Raw genomic sequence first — 14462 nt, 5'->3', positions numbered from 1 at the left:
TACAAAACGAATAAATTCGAATGAAGAACCACTCCTTTATATTTTTTTGCTATAATGGTTTTATGAAAAAGATAATTATTACAGCAACAGCTGAAAGTATAGAGCAAGTTGAGGAACTTTTGGAGGCAAATGTCGATCGAATTTATGTTGGCGAGAAAAATTATGGCCTTCGTTTACCTCATAATTTTAGTTCAAACGAATTAAATCGAATTTCTGATTTGGTTCACCAAGCAGGAAAAGAGTTGACCGTTGCGGTGAACGCTCTCATGCATCAAGAAATGATGGATAAGATCAAGCCCTATCTTGATTTTCTTCAGGAGATTGGGGCAGATTATATTACCGTTGGCGATGCTGGTGTTTTCTATGTGCTGCAGCGAGATGGCTACAAATTAAAAACCATTTACGACGCTTCGACCATGGTTACCAGCAGCCGTCAGATTAATTTTTGGGCTAAGAACGCTGGTGTTTCAGAAGCTGTCTTGGCGCGTGAGATTCCTTCTGCTGAGCTTTTTAAGATGCCAGAGATTCTGGAAATTCCTGCTGAAGTCTTAGTTTATGGGGCCAGTGTTATCCATCACTCCAAGCGTCCTCTCTTGCAAAATTACTACAACTTTACTCATATTGATGATGAGAAGACTAGAGAACGGGATCTCTTTCTGGCGGAACCTAGTGACCCGCAGAGCCATTATTCGATTTTTGAGGACAATCATGGTACTCATATTTTTGCCAATAATGACTTGGATTTGATGACCAAGCTAATAGAATTGGTTGACCATGGATTCTGCCACTGGAAGTTGGAAGGGCTCTACACACCTGGTCACAACTTTGTTGAGATTGCTAAGATTTTTGTAGAGGCAAGAGATTTGATTGAAGCAGGCAAGTTTAGCTCAGATCAAGCCTTTGTGCTGGATGAGGCGATTCATAAACTGCATCCGAAAAATCGTTTTCTCGATACAGGATTTTATGACTATGATCCTGATATGGTAAAATAAATATCGAAATTAGAACTCCTTTTAGGAGTTCTTTTTGAGCACAAAATTGATATTTATAAAATAGAACTAAAAAATATATGTTTCAAACTATTTTTTGAATTAATTCGAAAAAATCCGAAAATTAGAATTGTGAAAATAATTCAAAGGACCTTGCTTTTAGGGGTAAATTACTATAAAATAATAAGGATTAGACATCAACACTTTTATATTGCAAATAGGAGAAAATGATGGCAAGAAAGTTGAAACGACCAGAGGTGTTATCACCTGCTGGTACTTTGGAAAAGCTAAAAGTAGCTGTTCGATATGGAGCAGATGCTGTTTTTATTGGCGGACAGGCCTATGGTCTGCGCAGCCGGGCTGGGAACTTTACCTTTGAACAGATGGAAGAAGGGGTTCAGTTTGCGGCTAGTTATGGTGCTAAGGTCTATGTCGCGGCCAATATGGTCATGCACGAGGGCAATGAAGAGGGAGCTGGTGAGTGGTTCCGCCGTTTGCGGGACATCGGGATTGCGGCTGTCATTGTTTCAGATCCAGCTTTGATTGCTATTGCAGCATCAGAAGCACCAGGTCTGGAAATCCACCTGTCAACTCAGGCTAGTGCGACCAACTATGAAACGCTGGAGTTCTGGAAAAATTTAGGACTGACTCGAGTTGTCCTAGCCCGCGAAGTTTCTATGGCTGAGCTGGCTGAAATTCGCCGACGGACTGACGTTGAAATAGAAGCCTTTGTTCATGGAGCCATGTGTATTTCTTACTCTGGCCGCTGTACACTGTCCAACCACATGAGTATGCGCGATGCCAATCGAGGAGGCTGCTCGCAATCCTGTCGTTGGAAATACGACCTCTACGACATGCCTTTCGGACAAGAACGTAAGAGCTTGAAGGGTGAAGTTCCAGAAGAATTTTCTATGTCCGCAGTTGATATGTCCATGATTGACCGTATACCAGACATGATTGAAAATGGGGTGGATAGCTTGAAGATTGAGGGACGGATGAAGTCCATTCATTACGTTTCTACGGTGACTAACTGCTATAAAGCAGCTGTGAATGCTTATCTAGAAAGTCCTGAAAAGTTCGAAGCTATCAAGCAGGATTTGGTCGATGAGATGTGGAAAGTTGCTCAACGCGAATTGGCCACAGGATTCTACTATCATACTCCAACTGAAAATGAGCAGCTGTTCGGAGCGCGACGCAAGATTCCAGAATACAAATTTGTAGCAGAAGTAGTAGCCTATGACGCAGACAGTCAGACAGCGACTATTCGTCAGCGTAACGTTATCCATGAAGGGGATCAAGTTGAGTTTTACGGACCAGGCTTCCGTCATTTTGAAACCTTTATCACAGACCTCCGAGATGCTGATGGTAACAAAATTGATCGGGCTCCTAATCCGATGGAACTCCTGACCATTCACTTGGAGCAGCCCGTAGAGGCTGGCGATATGGTGCGGGCTCGTAAGGAAGGTTTGATTAATCTTTATAAGGAAGATGGCACTAGCGTGACCGTCCGGGCTTAATCTTTTATTCATAGGCGGCTTTTTAAAAGCTATTTTTATGAATACAGGTTTTCAGAGAGGAAATAGCATGATTCAGGTTTACGGAGATATTCTTGATGAGGAGACTCGCTGCCAGCATTATCACAGTGAGAGAGATATCATAGCCCTTAAGTGCTTTGTTTGTCAGAAATATTATCCGTGCTTTCTCTGTCATGACCGCTACGAAGACCATGCTTTTCTGGCCTATCCCATGAGTCGGTCAGAAGATCGAGTAGTTCTCTGTGGCTATTGCAGGACCGAGTTGACTATTTCTCAATATCTTGGCTGTGAGGATGCCTGTCCTATCTGTACTCATCCTTTTAATCAAGGATGCAAGAAGCATCGATCAATTTATTTTCAGACAAATAAATAACTCTTCCATCCAGCTGGATAGAAGAGTTATCTTTTGAAACGACGGTTGGTGATGCGAATGTCTTTCTTTTGGGCTTCACGGATATTATTGGGTACGAGACTGATTCGCTTGATGTCCTGCACGCGGATAATAGTGGTCATACTTTTCTTGAAATTCTTGATAATCAGCTGCAGGCGCTCGCGATCGTATTTGACAATATCGCCGGTGAAGCTTTTATCCAGGAAGATAACGTGGACACCAGATTGTTTTCGCAGAGCTAGTTCAATGGTACGCAGAATGCGGCCGCTGTCCTCTGGTCCCTGTTCATTCTTTTTGCCACTGATAAATTCGTTGGCTCTTTGTAAAATCATTTCGAGATATTTTTTCATAGCTAAAATCTCCATAACTTGTTACAATATATTATATAACAAAATTCCCTAAATTGTAAATTCTTTTACGAATTATTAGTTGGAAAATAAAACAAGAGGTGAAATATGGCTGAATTTACATTCGAAATCGAAGAAAAACTTCTGGTCCTGTCTGAAAATGACAAGGGCTGGACCAAGGAACTCAACCGAGTTAGCTTTAACGGAGCACCAGCTAAGTACGATATTCGGACTTGGAGTCCAGACCACAGCAAAATGGGCAAGGGAATTACACTTTCTAATGAAGAATTTCAAGTTCTCGTGGATGCATTTAAAAACTGATAGAGAAAGCTCTATCAGTTTTTTCTATTTCTCTGAAAAGTAGGAATGGAATTTTAGACTCTTAAAAATAGGGATGCTGATAATGGTGATGGCAACCATTTTTAGCAAGTCTGGCAGGATAAAAGGAGTTAGGCCAACCGCGATTGACTTAGAGAAATCAAGTCCTCCCAAGAAATGCAGTCCTAGGATACCGCCGACAAAGACGAGAGCATCACCCAATACATTGGCTATAAAAATCATATAGAAAGGACTGTCCTTATGGGTCAGACTGGATGTCACAAATGCAAAGAGTAAGTAGAACCAGAGATATCCGGCGCTTGGGCCAAAGAGAGCCTGAAAACCACCACTTCCTCCAGCAAAGACCGGCAGGCCAATAGCTCCCAGCAGCAGATAAATAAAGACTGACAAAACCGCTTCGCGAGGTTTGAAAATCGTTGCAATCAAACCGACAGCAAAAGTCTGCAGAGTAATGGGAACAGGGCCAATGGAGATAGTTAATTGGGACAGGACAGCTAGGAAGGCAGCTCCGATAGCTGGGAGGGCAAGAAGAAATGCTTTGTTCTTGTTCATAAACAGTAAACCTCTTTTTATTTTTATGGTAACTATTTTAAAAGCTAAATAAAAAAAAGTCAAGCCCTTCTTAATCGGACGAGACAATTAGACAGATAAATTCTTATTTCCGTTTCTTGCTTCTGATGAGCAAGATGATGAAGGCGATAAGACCAAAAATATTAAAGAAAAGGATGCCCAAGGCTGCAAGAAGCTTTTTCGTTTTACTCATCTGTTTTCCTCGTTTCTGGATTGCTTTGTTCTATCATATCAAAATTTTCAATGTTTGAATAGGATTCATTAGAAAAAATAGCTATAGCTTCAAACTATATTATTATCAATAAAAAAGGATTATCTAAAAAAGCTATAAAGAATTGCAGCAGCACACTTTGATTGATATAATAATGCAAAAGTAAATAAGAGTTTTTGCTAGAGGTGTGGGTGCGTAATCAACATCTTTCCAAAGCAAGACAGACTAGATTGGAGAAGCATATGACAGATTTATTAAAAATTTATCAGGAACTACAAGAGAAAAAATGGGTCAACTTATCCCATCAGATTAAGGAAGACAGTCCGCATTTCCCAGCTTTACCTGCCTTGGAGAAAAAAGATATTTTCACTTTGAAAGACGGTTTTCATGTTCAGCAGTTTTCTGTAGTTGGCCAGTACGGGACTCATATTGATGCTCCGATTCACTTTGTGGAGGGTGGTCGCTGGTTGGAAGAGATTGAGCTAAAAGATCTTTTCCTGCCTTTGGTGGTTATTGATAAGTCTAAGGAAGTAGCAGAGAATCCAGATTTTATTCTGGGCAAGCAGGATATTTTGGACTTTGAATCGGAGCACGGACAAATTGATCCGGGAACCTTTGTTGCCTTTCGCTCAGACTGGTCCAAGCGTTGGCCAAGTCAATCTGCCATGCGCAATCTGGATGATCAGGAGATTCAGCATACGCCTGGGTGGGGACAAGATGCTCTTGAGTTTCTAATAAAGGAGCGTGGTGTCAAAGCTGTGGGTCATGAGACGTTTGACACTGATGCGGGTATCCCCACAGCGGAGCATGGACTGCTCAATGAATATTATCTTTTGGAGCAGGACATTTATCAGTTAGAAGTTATGACCAATCTGGATCAATTGCCGGCTAAGGGTGCTCTCATCTCGATTAGCTTTCCCAACTGGCATCAAGCCAGCGGTTCACCAGTGAGGGCTGTAGCTATTTTACCATAGTGAAAAAGGAGTCTGAGGTTTCATTTCAGGCTCCTTGTCTCATATAATAACTAATAAATAGATCGCTTTTTATAATCTTTGGAATTTCTTGATGGATATTTGACAATTTACCCTTTAAAATAGGGATGCAGAAATCTATGGTCTGAAAAAAATCTGAATTTCTTCCATTAGACTGATATTTGAAAGGAATATCAAATGAATCTGAAATAGCCAAAATTTACAATCTTACAAAAATGTAAGATTCGTCTGTAAAATGAAAGATTAAGTTATGGAATGGTCATGATCTTTATTATAAAATGGTAGCAGAAGTCAAAAAGAGGCTGGAATACCAAACCTCTTCTGATTTTGAATTTTTTATCGCATGGTCACGAACTCTTCGGAGCCAGTCGGGTGAATAGCAACTGTGGCATCAAAGTCAGCCTTGGTAGCGCCCATCTTGACAGCGACAGCGAAGCCCTGAATCATCTCATCTACTCCGTAGCCAATGCCGTGCAGTCCAACGACCTTTTCATCCTCACCGGCAGTGATGAGCTTGAACTTGGCCTGTTGGCGGTGCTGGGTAACAGCTGAATACATGGATGTGAAGCTAGATGTATAGACACGGATATTTTCAGCTCCGTAAGTCTTGATAGCCTCTACCTCAGTCAGGCCGACTGTCCCAATAGCGGGATGGGAGAAGACAACAGTTGGAATAGTTGAGTAGTCCATTTTAGCATTTGTTTTACCATTGAAAAGACGCTCAGACAGAGTTCGTCCAGCCTTGATAGCAACAGGAGTTAATTCTTTTTCACCTGTTACATCGCCTAGAGCATAGATACCTGGAACCACAGTGTTTTGGTACTCATCGACAGCGATGAAGCCACGTTCATTGAGAGTTACGCCAGCTGCTTCCAGATTGAGGTCTTGAACATTTGGCTTACGGCCGATGGCCCAAATAACATGCTGGGCTGTGTGGCTGCTGCCATCTTCAAAATAGAGCTTGAGCTGACCATCAGTAAGTTTTTCAAGCTTTTGCGGAATCTTATGGGTATGAAGCTGGAGTCCAGAGTTTTCCATTTCTTGGAGCAGACCGTCAATCAGATAGCTGTCAAAGTTGCGTAGCGGTCGGTCCTTACGAACAAAAAGGTCTGTTTCAACTCCCAGAGCATGGAGCACTCCGGCTAGCTCAACTGCTATATAGCCTGCTCCGACAATGGCAACAGATTCAGGTAACTCTTCCCAAGCGAAGACATCATCGGAAGTTTCTCCGTAACCTGCGCCAGGGATATTTGGAATAGCAGCATGAGCACCTGTCGCGATAACGATATGCTTGGCCCGGATTAGCTCTCCATTGACTTGGACAGTGTTTGCATCAACAAAGCGGGCACGGCCTTCGATCAGCTCAACACCATTCCGCTTGAAGCTACCATCGTAGGACGAACGTGCTCGGTCAATATAAGCTTCGCGATTTTTCCGAAGGGTAGCAAAATCAAAAGCCTGATTATCAGAGGTAAAGCCATAGTCTGGTCCATAATACTGGATAGCTTCAGCTATTTGAGCTCCGTACCACATAATCTTCTTTGGGACACAGCCGACATTGACACAGGTGCCACCCAGTTTCTTTTCTTCAATAACGGCAACCTTGGCACCGTATTCGCCGGCCCGATTCATGGTAGCAATTCCCCCGCTGCCACCGCCAATAGCAATCATATCAAATTCTTTCATCTTGTTAGAATCTCCTTCTATTATATGAGGTAATTGTACCTTTTTTAGCAGGTGAATGCAAAAATCTGCTACGGATTTGAGTGGAGCGACTATCTGAGATAAAATAGCAACCATTTGTGAAAAACTGTAAATTTTTTTAGAAGAATTATGATAGCCTTGTGATATAATATAACAAAAGAAAATCGTTTTCATCAAGAGGAGGAAAAAAGATGAAAAAGTTAAAGAAATGGCAATTATTTAGCATTATTGGAGCTACGATTGCAGTTGTTGCAGGAGCAATTCTCTTCATGTTTCTAAACGGAGGGAATCCTTCTGAGATGCCTGTTGACACAACTCCGCTGGTTCAGAAAGCCAAGGAAGGCTCAGTGGCTTCTTCAGTCTTACTGACAGGAAATGTCACAGCCAGCAACGAGCAGTACATCTACTATGACAGCACCAAGGGTGACTTGGAAAATGTGTTGGTCAATGTCGGTGACCAGGTGACTGCCGGTCAAGCTTTGGTAACTTATAAAAGTGCAGAGGCTCAGGCAGCTTACGATGCAGCTGCTCGGGCGGTTAGCAAAGCCGATCGTCAATTGCATGACTTGCAAACCAATGGTGTGACTGTAAATACAACTGGCGACGAAGAAGCTGATGGGGCGTCTGAAGCTCAGGCTCAGCGTTCTGTGGAGTCTCAGGCAGCTGACTTGCGCGATGCTCGAGCTGATGCAGTTGATAATATGAATAAAGCACAAGCTACTCTTAATGCCTTGACAGTGACCAGCACAGCAGATGGTACGGTCGTAGAAGTCAACCGCGATGTTTCAAAATCAACAACAGGTGCCACTCAAACCTTGGTTCACATCGTCAGCAATGGTAATCTGCAGATTAAGGGTGAATTATCCGAATACAATTTGGCTAACTTGTCTGTCGGTCAAGAAGTGACCATTACATCAAAGGTCTATCCAGATAAGAAATGGACTGGTAAAATCAGCTACATTTCCAACTATCCGAAAGACGGCCAGCAGGCAGCAGCTCAACCGTCTGGAACAGGTGGCAGCGGAACAGCTTCAGGTTCCAAATATCCATTTACAATTGACATTACCAGCGAGATTGGTGAGCTCAAGCAAGGCTTCTCAGTCAATATTGAAGTTAAAAACAATACTCAGGGACTCATTGTTCCAGTAAGCAGTGTGGTAATGGACGGAGACAAGAACTATGTTTGGGTCTTGGAAAAAGGAGTTGCCAAGAAAACAGAAGTGACGCTCGGAAATGCTGATGCTGAAAATCAAGAAATCTCATCTGGTTTGACAAAGGATAGTAAAGTTATCATCAATCCGACAGATAGCTTGAAAGACGGTCAAGAGGTGAAATCTTATGAAGAAGCTAATTGAGTTAAAAAATATTAATAAGAGCTATCGCAATGGAGACCAGGAACTGCAGGTATTAAAAGACATCAGTCTGGAGGTTGAAGAGGGCGAATTTGTTGCCATCATGGGACCGTCTGGATCTGGTAAGTCTACTCTGATGAATATCATTGGGATGCTGGATCGTCCGACCACTGGTGAATACCATCTGGGAAGCGAAGAAGTAGCTAAGCTAGGTGATAAGAAGCTGGCCAAGGTTCGGAATAAGCAAATCGGCTTTGTCTTCCAGCAGTTCTTTCTCTTGTCTAAGCTTAATGCCTTGCAAAATGTGGAACTGCCATTGATTTATGCAGGTGTCGGTCTATCTAAACGTAAGTCCTTGGCCGAGCAGTTTCTGACCAAGGTGGAGTTGGACACGCGGATGCACCATCTGCCTTCAGAGCTTTCCGGAGGACAGAAGCAGCGGGTAGCCATTGCGCGTGCTTTGGTCAATAATCCTTCGCTGATTCTGGCTGACGAACCAACAGGAGCCTTGGATACCAAGACTGGTGAGCAGATTATGGAGCTCTTAACTGAGCTCAATCGAGAAGGGAAAACCATTATTATGGTAACCCATGAGCCTGAGATTGCTGCCTATGCCAAGCGGCAGATCGTCATTCGTGACGGTGTCATCTCATCTGATAGCGCTAAGGAAGGAGGACTAGCCTAATGCAAAACTGGAAATTTGCCATTAGCTCCATTCTTGGACACAAGATGCGGTCTTTCCTGACCATGATTGGGATTATTATCGGAGTGGCTTCAGTTGTGGTTATCATGGCCTTAGGAGATTCCATTACCCGGCGGGTCAATGAAAGTTTTACCAAAAGTCAGAAAAACATGCGTCTTGTTTTTTCTCCTAAAAAGAGCAAGGACGGTTCCTACACGCAAACGGCTGATCTCTATTCCGTAAATGTGGAAGATGAAAGCGAAGAAGTGGTGGAGCCACCCAAGGTCCAGGAAGCATGGGTTAAGGAATTGACCCATATCAAGGGAGTGGACGGCTACTATGTGACCAACTCAGCTATGGAAACCTTTAGCTACGAAAATAAGCAGGCTGAGCGCGTTAACTTTGTCGGTGCAAACATGACCTATATTCAGGTGAAAAAATACAAAATCATTGCTGGTCGCGCTCTGAGGCAGCAAGACTATCAAGGCTTTGCCAGTGTAGTGCTGCTGGACGAGGATCTGGCTGCGAACCTCTTTTCTTCCGCTGAAGAAGCAATCAATAAGATTGTGACAGTGGGGGCTAGTAACTATCGGGTGATTGGGGTTTATAGAGATCCTGAGACTGCTGCTGCATCTGGCTCCATGCAGGTCTATGGTGGTAATGCCATTACGACCAATACTCTCATAGCTGCAAACTTTGGAGTTGATGAAATTTCAGAGATTGTTCTTCGAGTGAATGATACTAGCTTAGTTCCAGAACTTGGTCCTAAGGTTGCCAAGAAATTAACAGAAATTGCTGGTCTCCAACAGGGAGAATATCAAGTGACAGATGATAGTGCCCTCTATCAGGAAGTGCAAAATATTTATGGTGCCATGACAGGAGTTATCGGCGCCATCGCCGGAATCTCACTCTTTGTCGGAGGTATCGGCGTTATGAATATCATGCTAGTATCTGTCACTGAGCGAACCCGAGAAATCGGACTTCGGAAAGCTTTGGGAGCAACACGCGGAAATATTTTGATGCAATTTTTGATTGAGTCTATGATTTTGACACTGATTGGTGGCTTGATTGGCCTGCTTCTAGCTGCAGGACTTGCGTCTGTACTAGGTTCAGCCATGAGTCAAATGCTGGAAGGAACACCAGTAACGGTATCCCTGCCAGTCAGCATCATCAGCCTTCTCTTTTCAGCGACTATCGGTGTCCTCTTCGGAATCTTGCCAGCTAACAAGGCCTCCAAACTGGATCCAATTGAAGCACTGAGATATGAATAATACAACAAAAAGTCTGGGGAACCAGACTTTTTTGGGATTTGGAAGAAAAATGGAATAGTTACATGAAAAAGACAAAAATGCTAGAATTCAGGAAATAAAAAATTAGGAAATATAATTAATTTTGTTAGGTTATTTTTATTATAGATATTTAATTTTTAAAATTAATCTCTTTCAAAATTAATAATGTCATAATTTAATTTGATTCGCTAATCAAACCTTTTTCTATGTTTCTTTATAATCAGTTTTAAATTTGGCATTTAAGCACTCTACTTTTATCCGAGTTGATAATAAGGTAAAAGTGACCTGATTCTCGTTCTAAGGTAATGAATGCAGTTTAGAACAACTATTATCCGAATTTAAGGTGTTTTAAATTAATTAAGTCTACAAAAATTAAGCAGTCTTTCAGTAATGTATCTTCAATGCTCTCCTTAAAAAGTGCTAAATAATGGAAATACACATCAGAAGCATCCAACTGACGAGCTTGTTTTGTCTCTAAATTAACCATAAACGTTGTGGGTAACTGCCTCTGTGCTGCTCTCTCTTATAAGTGAGTTTATGTACTCAAGTATGACCTAAAAGATACCTTTTCTGATCCTGATTATTATTTCCAGTTATTACGACTTAATCTTATGAGAGAAAAAGATGCTTGTTATTGCTTAACTATATTATTTTTAGTTTCCAAACAAGTCTATTGAATAAACTATACAAAAGAGCTTTTTATTAAAATTTACAGTTTTTTTTAATTGCTATTTTATTTTGCTATCCGCTTCTATAAATCTAGGCATTATCGCTATAAAAATTCAGAGATTTATTTTAAATACTAGTAAGAAAATTTTGATTCTGTTATAATAAAACTCGTACAAAATCCTCTTCAAGTGGAAGTATAATTTTTTGCTAATATAAGTTATGGAGTCTTGTATATAAAAAGAAATTAAACAAAACTATTTTGAGAGTTCAGTTCGGTATCATGAGTTATACACTTTCTTAATTATTCGAAAATGAGGAGACATCCATAGAAATTCTTAGTAAAATTTGTGAAAATTAGATTTAAAGTAAATTAGAAATATAAAAGAGAGGAATGATATGAATTATATAAGTTTGTTTAGCTCGTCTGGTATTGGATGCTATGGTTTTAAAGAAGAGGGGTTTGAATGTATTGCAAGTTCAGAACTTATTGAACGACGTCTTGAAGTTCAAAAAGCAAATAATAAATTAAAATATGATGATGGATATATACTTGGAGATATAACAGATGAAATAGTTAAACAAAATTTGTTTGATGCTGTAGAAAATTTCAAAAAAAGAAAAAAACAAGAAGAAGTTGATGTAATTATTTTCACTGCGCCATGTCAAGGTATGTCTGTTGCAAACCACAAAAAAAATGATGGAACTATTGAAAGAAATTCATTAGTAGTTGAAGCTTTAGAAATAGTAAATAAAATAAAACCCAAATTTTTCATTGCTGAGAATGTGAGATCATTTATGAATACTAAATGTATAGATCATAATGAAGAGAAAAAGATCTCAGAAGCTTTTGACGATTGGTTGGAGACCGATTATATATTCGAGTCAAGGATTATCAATTTTAAAGATTATGGAGCTAATAGTAGTAGAACTAGAACATTAGTGATTGGTGTACGAAGAGATTTATCAAATTCGGTTGTCCTTGACAAGATTTTTCCATCGCGAGAAGAACCAAAAACTTTAAAAGAAATAATTTATGATTTACCTAGGCTAAAAGATATGGGTGAAATTGATCAAAATGATATATACCATAATTTCAAAGTGTATCGAGAAGATATGAGAAATTGGATCCATAATGTAAAACCTGGTCATTCAGCATTTGAAAATAAGGAGGCAATCAATAGGCCTCATAAAATAGTGAATGGTAAGAGAATAGAAAACGCCCAGAAAAATGGAGGCAAATACACAAGACAAAAGTGGGAAGCAGTCGCTCCATGCATTCACACTAGAAACGATATTATGGCCAGTCAAAACACAGTTCATCCTGAAGACGATAGAGTATTTAGTATCAGAGAATTAATGAAGATGATGAACATTCCAGAAACATTTAAATGGTCAGTTATTCCTGAAAAAAAGTTAAATGCTATGAGCTACGAAGAAAAAAAACTATACTTAAAAAAACATGAGATGAATATTAGACAAAGTATAGGAGAAGCTATACCAACAATAATCATTCAAAAAATTGCTAGAAATTTGAGAGATGCTCTAAATGAAATTAACTGAACAACAAATAAAACGTATTATCAATGACCATAATTTGAATCATAGAGAGGATGTTATTGAATTTATTAATAAGAATCCTGATGATTTAGATCTTCAAGCACTTTCTAGAATTGCGGAACTTGTTAACAATGGTCGGATAAATACATCAGCTTACTATACTGATGGTTCAATTCTAACTGAAATAGAGAAATATTTACCTAAGATAAATAAATCGGTAATTAAATTATAGAACCATCTGCGGGTGTGGGAAATTTCTTAGAAATTATTATTAAAAAGTATTCTTATGCTAAGAAATTAATCATTCAAGTAAATGATATTGATAGAAAAAGTATTGAACTTCTTAAAGCTCTAAATAAACATAGAAATATACCTGACAATGTCGAGATAATTTATTCAAATGAAGATTTTCTTAGTTCTTCTTTTCCAAATTTTGAAACGAAATATGATTTAGCAATTGGAAATCCTCCATTTACAAAATTAAACAAGAAAAATGGTTTATTAGATTACTCAATTATTTTCAATGATAATAACACAACAAATTTATCTGGTTTCTTTTTACAAAAATGTATGGATATTTCAGATCGTGTAGTGATGATTTTACCTAAGTATTTTTTGAATGCTCCGGATTTTTTAGTTACAAGAAATAGAACTAAAGCAAAAAAAATTGAACGAATTTTAGATTTTGGAGAAAAAGGCTTTAAGGGCGTATTGATAGAAACTATTGCACTATATATTGATATGCTACATGAAGCTGATAAGACAATAAGTTATTCGTTAACTAAAGACATTGAAAATGTTCAAAATCAGCAAATTTTAACGAGTTCTGCGTTTCCAAGTTGGTTACTTTATAGAAATGATTTTTTTAATGAAATAGCTTCGAAAATGAAGTTTGATATATTTGATGTCTTCAGAGATAGACAATTGACTAATTCTATATTAAAAATTTCTGGAGAAGTTCCTGTTATAAAAAGTAGAAATATCTTACGAGATGGAAGTTCTATTATTTCAATTAACGGATACGATAGCTTTATTGACAAAAATGAGATAGAGAAATATGCTGTCGGAAAATATTTTGAAAGGGAAGATGTTTATTTGAGTCCAAACATGACGTATTACCCAAGAGTAATTAAAAAACCGAAAAATACTTTAATAAATGGATCAGTTGCAGTTTTAATAAACAAATCCAATTTAGAAATAAAAAAAGAGCATATTGATTTCCTGTGTAGCGAAACTTTTGAAAGATTTTATTCAATTGCACGAAACTATAGTACACGAAGTTTAAACATTGATAAGAATTCTGTTAAATTTTTTGGTCTCTATTATAAGTAATATTTTTTATATCACTTATTTTTATAGATTTTTGAGAGTTTTCATGATAAAATAGTAAGAGATAGTGAGTCATAAAAGGGGGGGAATAACTTTATAAGAGAATTTGATAAAAAAGGAGTTTATCATTACCAATTATTATTTAGGAAATTAAAAATTTAATGAGGTAAAAATATGACTAAATTAACTTATGGGAAAAAAGATCAAGTGAAATTTTTAGATGAATCAGAAAAAATAGAGGCTATTAATTATTTAAAAAGTTCAAGCAATGTTGTTACTGTACTTGAGCACAATGAAGAACAGGGAGCATGGGGGAGTGAAAAACGTTTCATCATAAAAGACGATGATCCCAATATGCCTGTAGGAGTTAGGAGAAATCTAACTGCTGGTTATAAAGGCTGCTTTGGAAGGATAAATTGTAAAGAACTATATGACGAAATAATAGATTAAAAACTAGCCGTTAAAAGGGATATTTTTCAAGAATAGTGTGTTAACTCTATTTAAAA

General features: G+C 38.8%; 15 protein-coding genes. 12 read left to right on the top strand and 3 right to left on the bottom strand.

All coding sequences use genetic code 11. The features are described 5' to 3' along the window. Window positions 1–62: 62 nt before the first annotated feature. From HMPREF9389_RS01295 to HMPREF9389_RS01305, 3 genes are all read left to right on the top strand, one after another. On the top strand, window positions 63–992 hold the full coding sequence (locus HMPREF9389_RS01295; RefSeq protein WP_032906624.1) for a peptidase U32 family protein: 930 nt from the start codon (window positions 63–65) through the stop codon (window positions 990–992). Between the two features lie 227 nt (window positions 993–1219). Beyond that, window positions 1220–2506, top strand: a complete 1287-nt coding sequence (locus HMPREF9389_RS01300; RefSeq protein WP_032906623.1) for a peptidase U32 family protein — start codon at window positions 1220–1222, stop codon at window positions 2504–2506. A gap of 67 nt (window positions 2507–2573) precedes the next feature. Further along, complete coding sequence (locus HMPREF9389_RS01305; protein WP_032906622.1) at window positions 2574–2897, top strand: CHY zinc finger protein; 324 nt, start codon at window positions 2574–2576, stop codon at window positions 2895–2897. A 26-nt stretch (window positions 2898–2923) separates the two neighbouring features. Here HMPREF9389_RS01305 and HMPREF9389_RS01310 read toward each other — a convergent pair whose 3' ends face one another. Continuing rightward, on the bottom strand, window positions 2924–3280 hold the full coding sequence (locus HMPREF9389_RS01310; RefSeq protein ID WP_002899965.1) for a hypothetical protein: 357 nt from the start codon (window positions 3278–3280) through the stop codon (window positions 2924–2926). 90 nt (window positions 3281–3370) lie between these two features. Here HMPREF9389_RS01310 and HMPREF9389_RS01315 point away from each other — a divergent pair, with 90 nt between their 5' ends. Next, window positions 3371–3583 carry a YdbC family protein gene (locus tag HMPREF9389_RS01315; RefSeq protein ID WP_002897227.1) on the top strand — a complete coding sequence of 71 codons (213 nt, stop codon included), beginning with the start codon at window positions 3371–3373 and terminating at the stop codon, window positions 3581–3583. Between the two features lie 24 nt (window positions 3584–3607). Here HMPREF9389_RS01315 and HMPREF9389_RS01320 read toward each other — a convergent pair whose 3' ends face one another. Then, window positions 3608–4153 carry a biotin transporter BioY gene (locus HMPREF9389_RS01320; protein WP_032906620.1) on the bottom strand — a complete coding sequence of 182 codons (546 nt, stop codon included), beginning with the start codon at window positions 4151–4153 and terminating at the stop codon, window positions 3608–3610. A 471-nt stretch (window positions 4154–4624) separates the two neighbouring features. Here HMPREF9389_RS01320 and HMPREF9389_RS01325 point away from each other — a divergent pair, with 471 nt between their 5' ends. Next, window positions 4625–5356, top strand: coding sequence for a cyclase family protein (locus HMPREF9389_RS01325; RefSeq protein ID WP_002931023.1), 732 nt, complete (start codon window positions 4625–4627; stop codon window positions 5354–5356). A 354-nt stretch (window positions 5357–5710) separates the two neighbouring features. Here the strand turns inward: HMPREF9389_RS01325 and gorA are convergent, their stop codons facing one another. Next, a complete protein-coding gene (gene gorA / locus HMPREF9389_RS01330; RefSeq protein WP_032906617.1) occupies window positions 5711–7060 on the bottom strand; it encodes a glutathione-disulfide reductase in 1350 nt (449 codons plus the stop codon). Window positions 7061–7269: 209 nt separating this feature from the next. Between gorA and HMPREF9389_RS01335 the strand changes: the two genes are divergently transcribed. From HMPREF9389_RS01335 to HMPREF9389_RS01350, 7 genes are all read left to right on the top strand, one after another. Then, window positions 7270–8433: an efflux RND transporter periplasmic adaptor subunit gene (locus HMPREF9389_RS01335; RefSeq protein ID WP_002931019.1), complete on the top strand. Its 1164-nt coding sequence runs from the start codon at window positions 7270–7272 to the stop codon at window positions 8431–8433. Then, on the top strand, window positions 8417–9115 hold the full coding sequence (locus HMPREF9389_RS01340; RefSeq protein ID WP_002897232.1) for an ABC transporter ATP-binding protein: 699 nt from the start codon (window positions 8417–8419) through the stop codon (window positions 9113–9115). Before HMPREF9389_RS01335 ends, HMPREF9389_RS01340 begins: the two co-directional genes overlap by 17 nt. Beyond that, window positions 9115–10383, top strand: coding sequence for an ABC transporter permease (locus tag HMPREF9389_RS01345; RefSeq protein WP_002931018.1), 1269 nt, complete (start codon window positions 9115–9117; stop codon window positions 10381–10383). Before HMPREF9389_RS01340 ends, HMPREF9389_RS01345 begins: the two co-directional genes overlap by 1 nt. 1083 nt (window positions 10384–11466) lie before the next feature. Then, window positions 11467–12630, top strand: coding sequence for a DNA cytosine methyltransferase (locus HMPREF9389_RS11420; protein WP_002931016.1), 1164 nt, complete (start codon window positions 11467–11469; stop codon window positions 12628–12630). After that, window positions 12617–12859, top strand: a complete 243-nt coding sequence (locus HMPREF9389_RS12185; RefSeq protein ID WP_002931015.1) for a hypothetical protein — start codon at window positions 12617–12619, stop codon at window positions 12857–12859. The genes HMPREF9389_RS11420 and HMPREF9389_RS12185 overlap by 14 nt, the downstream gene beginning before the upstream one ends. A 14-nt stretch (window positions 12860–12873) precedes the next feature. Beyond that, window positions 12874–13959 (top strand): Eco57I restriction-modification methylase domain-containing protein, encoded by a 1086-nt coding sequence (locus HMPREF9389_RS11415; protein ID WP_002931014.1) that lies wholly within the window; start codon window positions 12874–12876, stop codon window positions 13957–13959. A gap of 171 nt (window positions 13960–14130) precedes the next feature. Next, complete coding sequence (locus tag HMPREF9389_RS01350; RefSeq protein WP_002931012.1) at window positions 14131–14406, top strand: hypothetical protein; 276 nt, start codon at window positions 14131–14133, stop codon at window positions 14404–14406. The last annotated feature ends 56 nt before the right edge of the window (window positions 14407–14462 follow it).

Origin of the sequence: Streptococcus sanguinis SK355, from assembly GCF_000212855.1 — a bacterium.
In the GTDB taxonomy this organism is placed as follows: domain Bacteria; phylum Bacillota; class Bacilli; order Lactobacillales; family Streptococcaceae; genus Streptococcus; species Streptococcus sanguinis_A.
Note: the sequence above shows the minus strand (reverse complement) of the source record. Positions and strands in the feature narration are given on the sequence as shown.

Bases quoted from the DNA above. Each gene is read 5' to 3' on its own strand.
- HMPREF9389_RS01295 (WP_032906624.1), top strand. From the start codon at position 63: ATGAAAAAGATAATTATTACAGCAACAGCTGAAAGTATAGAGCAAGTT.
- HMPREF9389_RS01300 (WP_032906623.1), top strand. From the start codon at position 1,220: ATGGCAAGAAAGTTGAAACGACCAGAGGTGTTATCACCTGCTGGTACT.
- HMPREF9389_RS01305 (WP_032906622.1), top strand. From the start codon at position 2,574: ATGATTCAGGTTTACGGAGATATTCTTGATGAGGAGACTCGCTGCCAG.
- HMPREF9389_RS01310 (WP_002899965.1), bottom strand. From the start codon at position 3,280: ATGGAGATTTTAGCTATGAAAAAATATCTCGAAATGATTTTACAAAGA.
- HMPREF9389_RS01315 (WP_002897227.1), top strand. From the start codon at position 3,371: ATGGCTGAATTTACATTCGAAATCGAAGAAAAACTTCTGGTCCTGTCT.
- HMPREF9389_RS01320 (WP_032906620.1), bottom strand. From the start codon at position 4,153: ATGAACAAGAACAAAGCATTTCTTCTTGCCCTCCCAGCTATCGGAGCT.
- HMPREF9389_RS01325 (WP_002931023.1), top strand. From the start codon at position 4,625: ATGACAGATTTATTAAAAATTTATCAGGAACTACAAGAGAAAAAATGG.
- gorA (WP_032906617.1), bottom strand. From the start codon at position 7,060: ATGAAAGAATTTGATATGATTGCTATTGGCGGTGGCAGCGGGGGAATT.
- HMPREF9389_RS01335 (WP_002931019.1), top strand. From the start codon at position 7,270: ATGAAAAAGTTAAAGAAATGGCAATTATTTAGCATTATTGGAGCTACG.
- HMPREF9389_RS01340 (WP_002897232.1), top strand. From the start codon at position 8,417: ATGAAGAAGCTAATTGAGTTAAAAAATATTAATAAGAGCTATCGCAAT.
- HMPREF9389_RS01345 (WP_002931018.1), top strand. From the start codon at position 9,115: ATGCAAAACTGGAAATTTGCCATTAGCTCCATTCTTGGACACAAGATG.
- HMPREF9389_RS11420 (WP_002931016.1), top strand. From the start codon at position 11,467: ATGAATTATATAAGTTTGTTTAGCTCGTCTGGTATTGGATGCTATGGT.
- HMPREF9389_RS12185 (WP_002931015.1), top strand. From the start codon at position 12,617: ATGAAATTAACTGAACAACAAATAAAACGTATTATCAATGACCATAAT.
- HMPREF9389_RS01350 (WP_002931012.1), top strand. From the start codon at position 14,131: ATGACTAAATTAACTTATGGGAAAAAAGATCAAGTGAAATTTTTAGAT.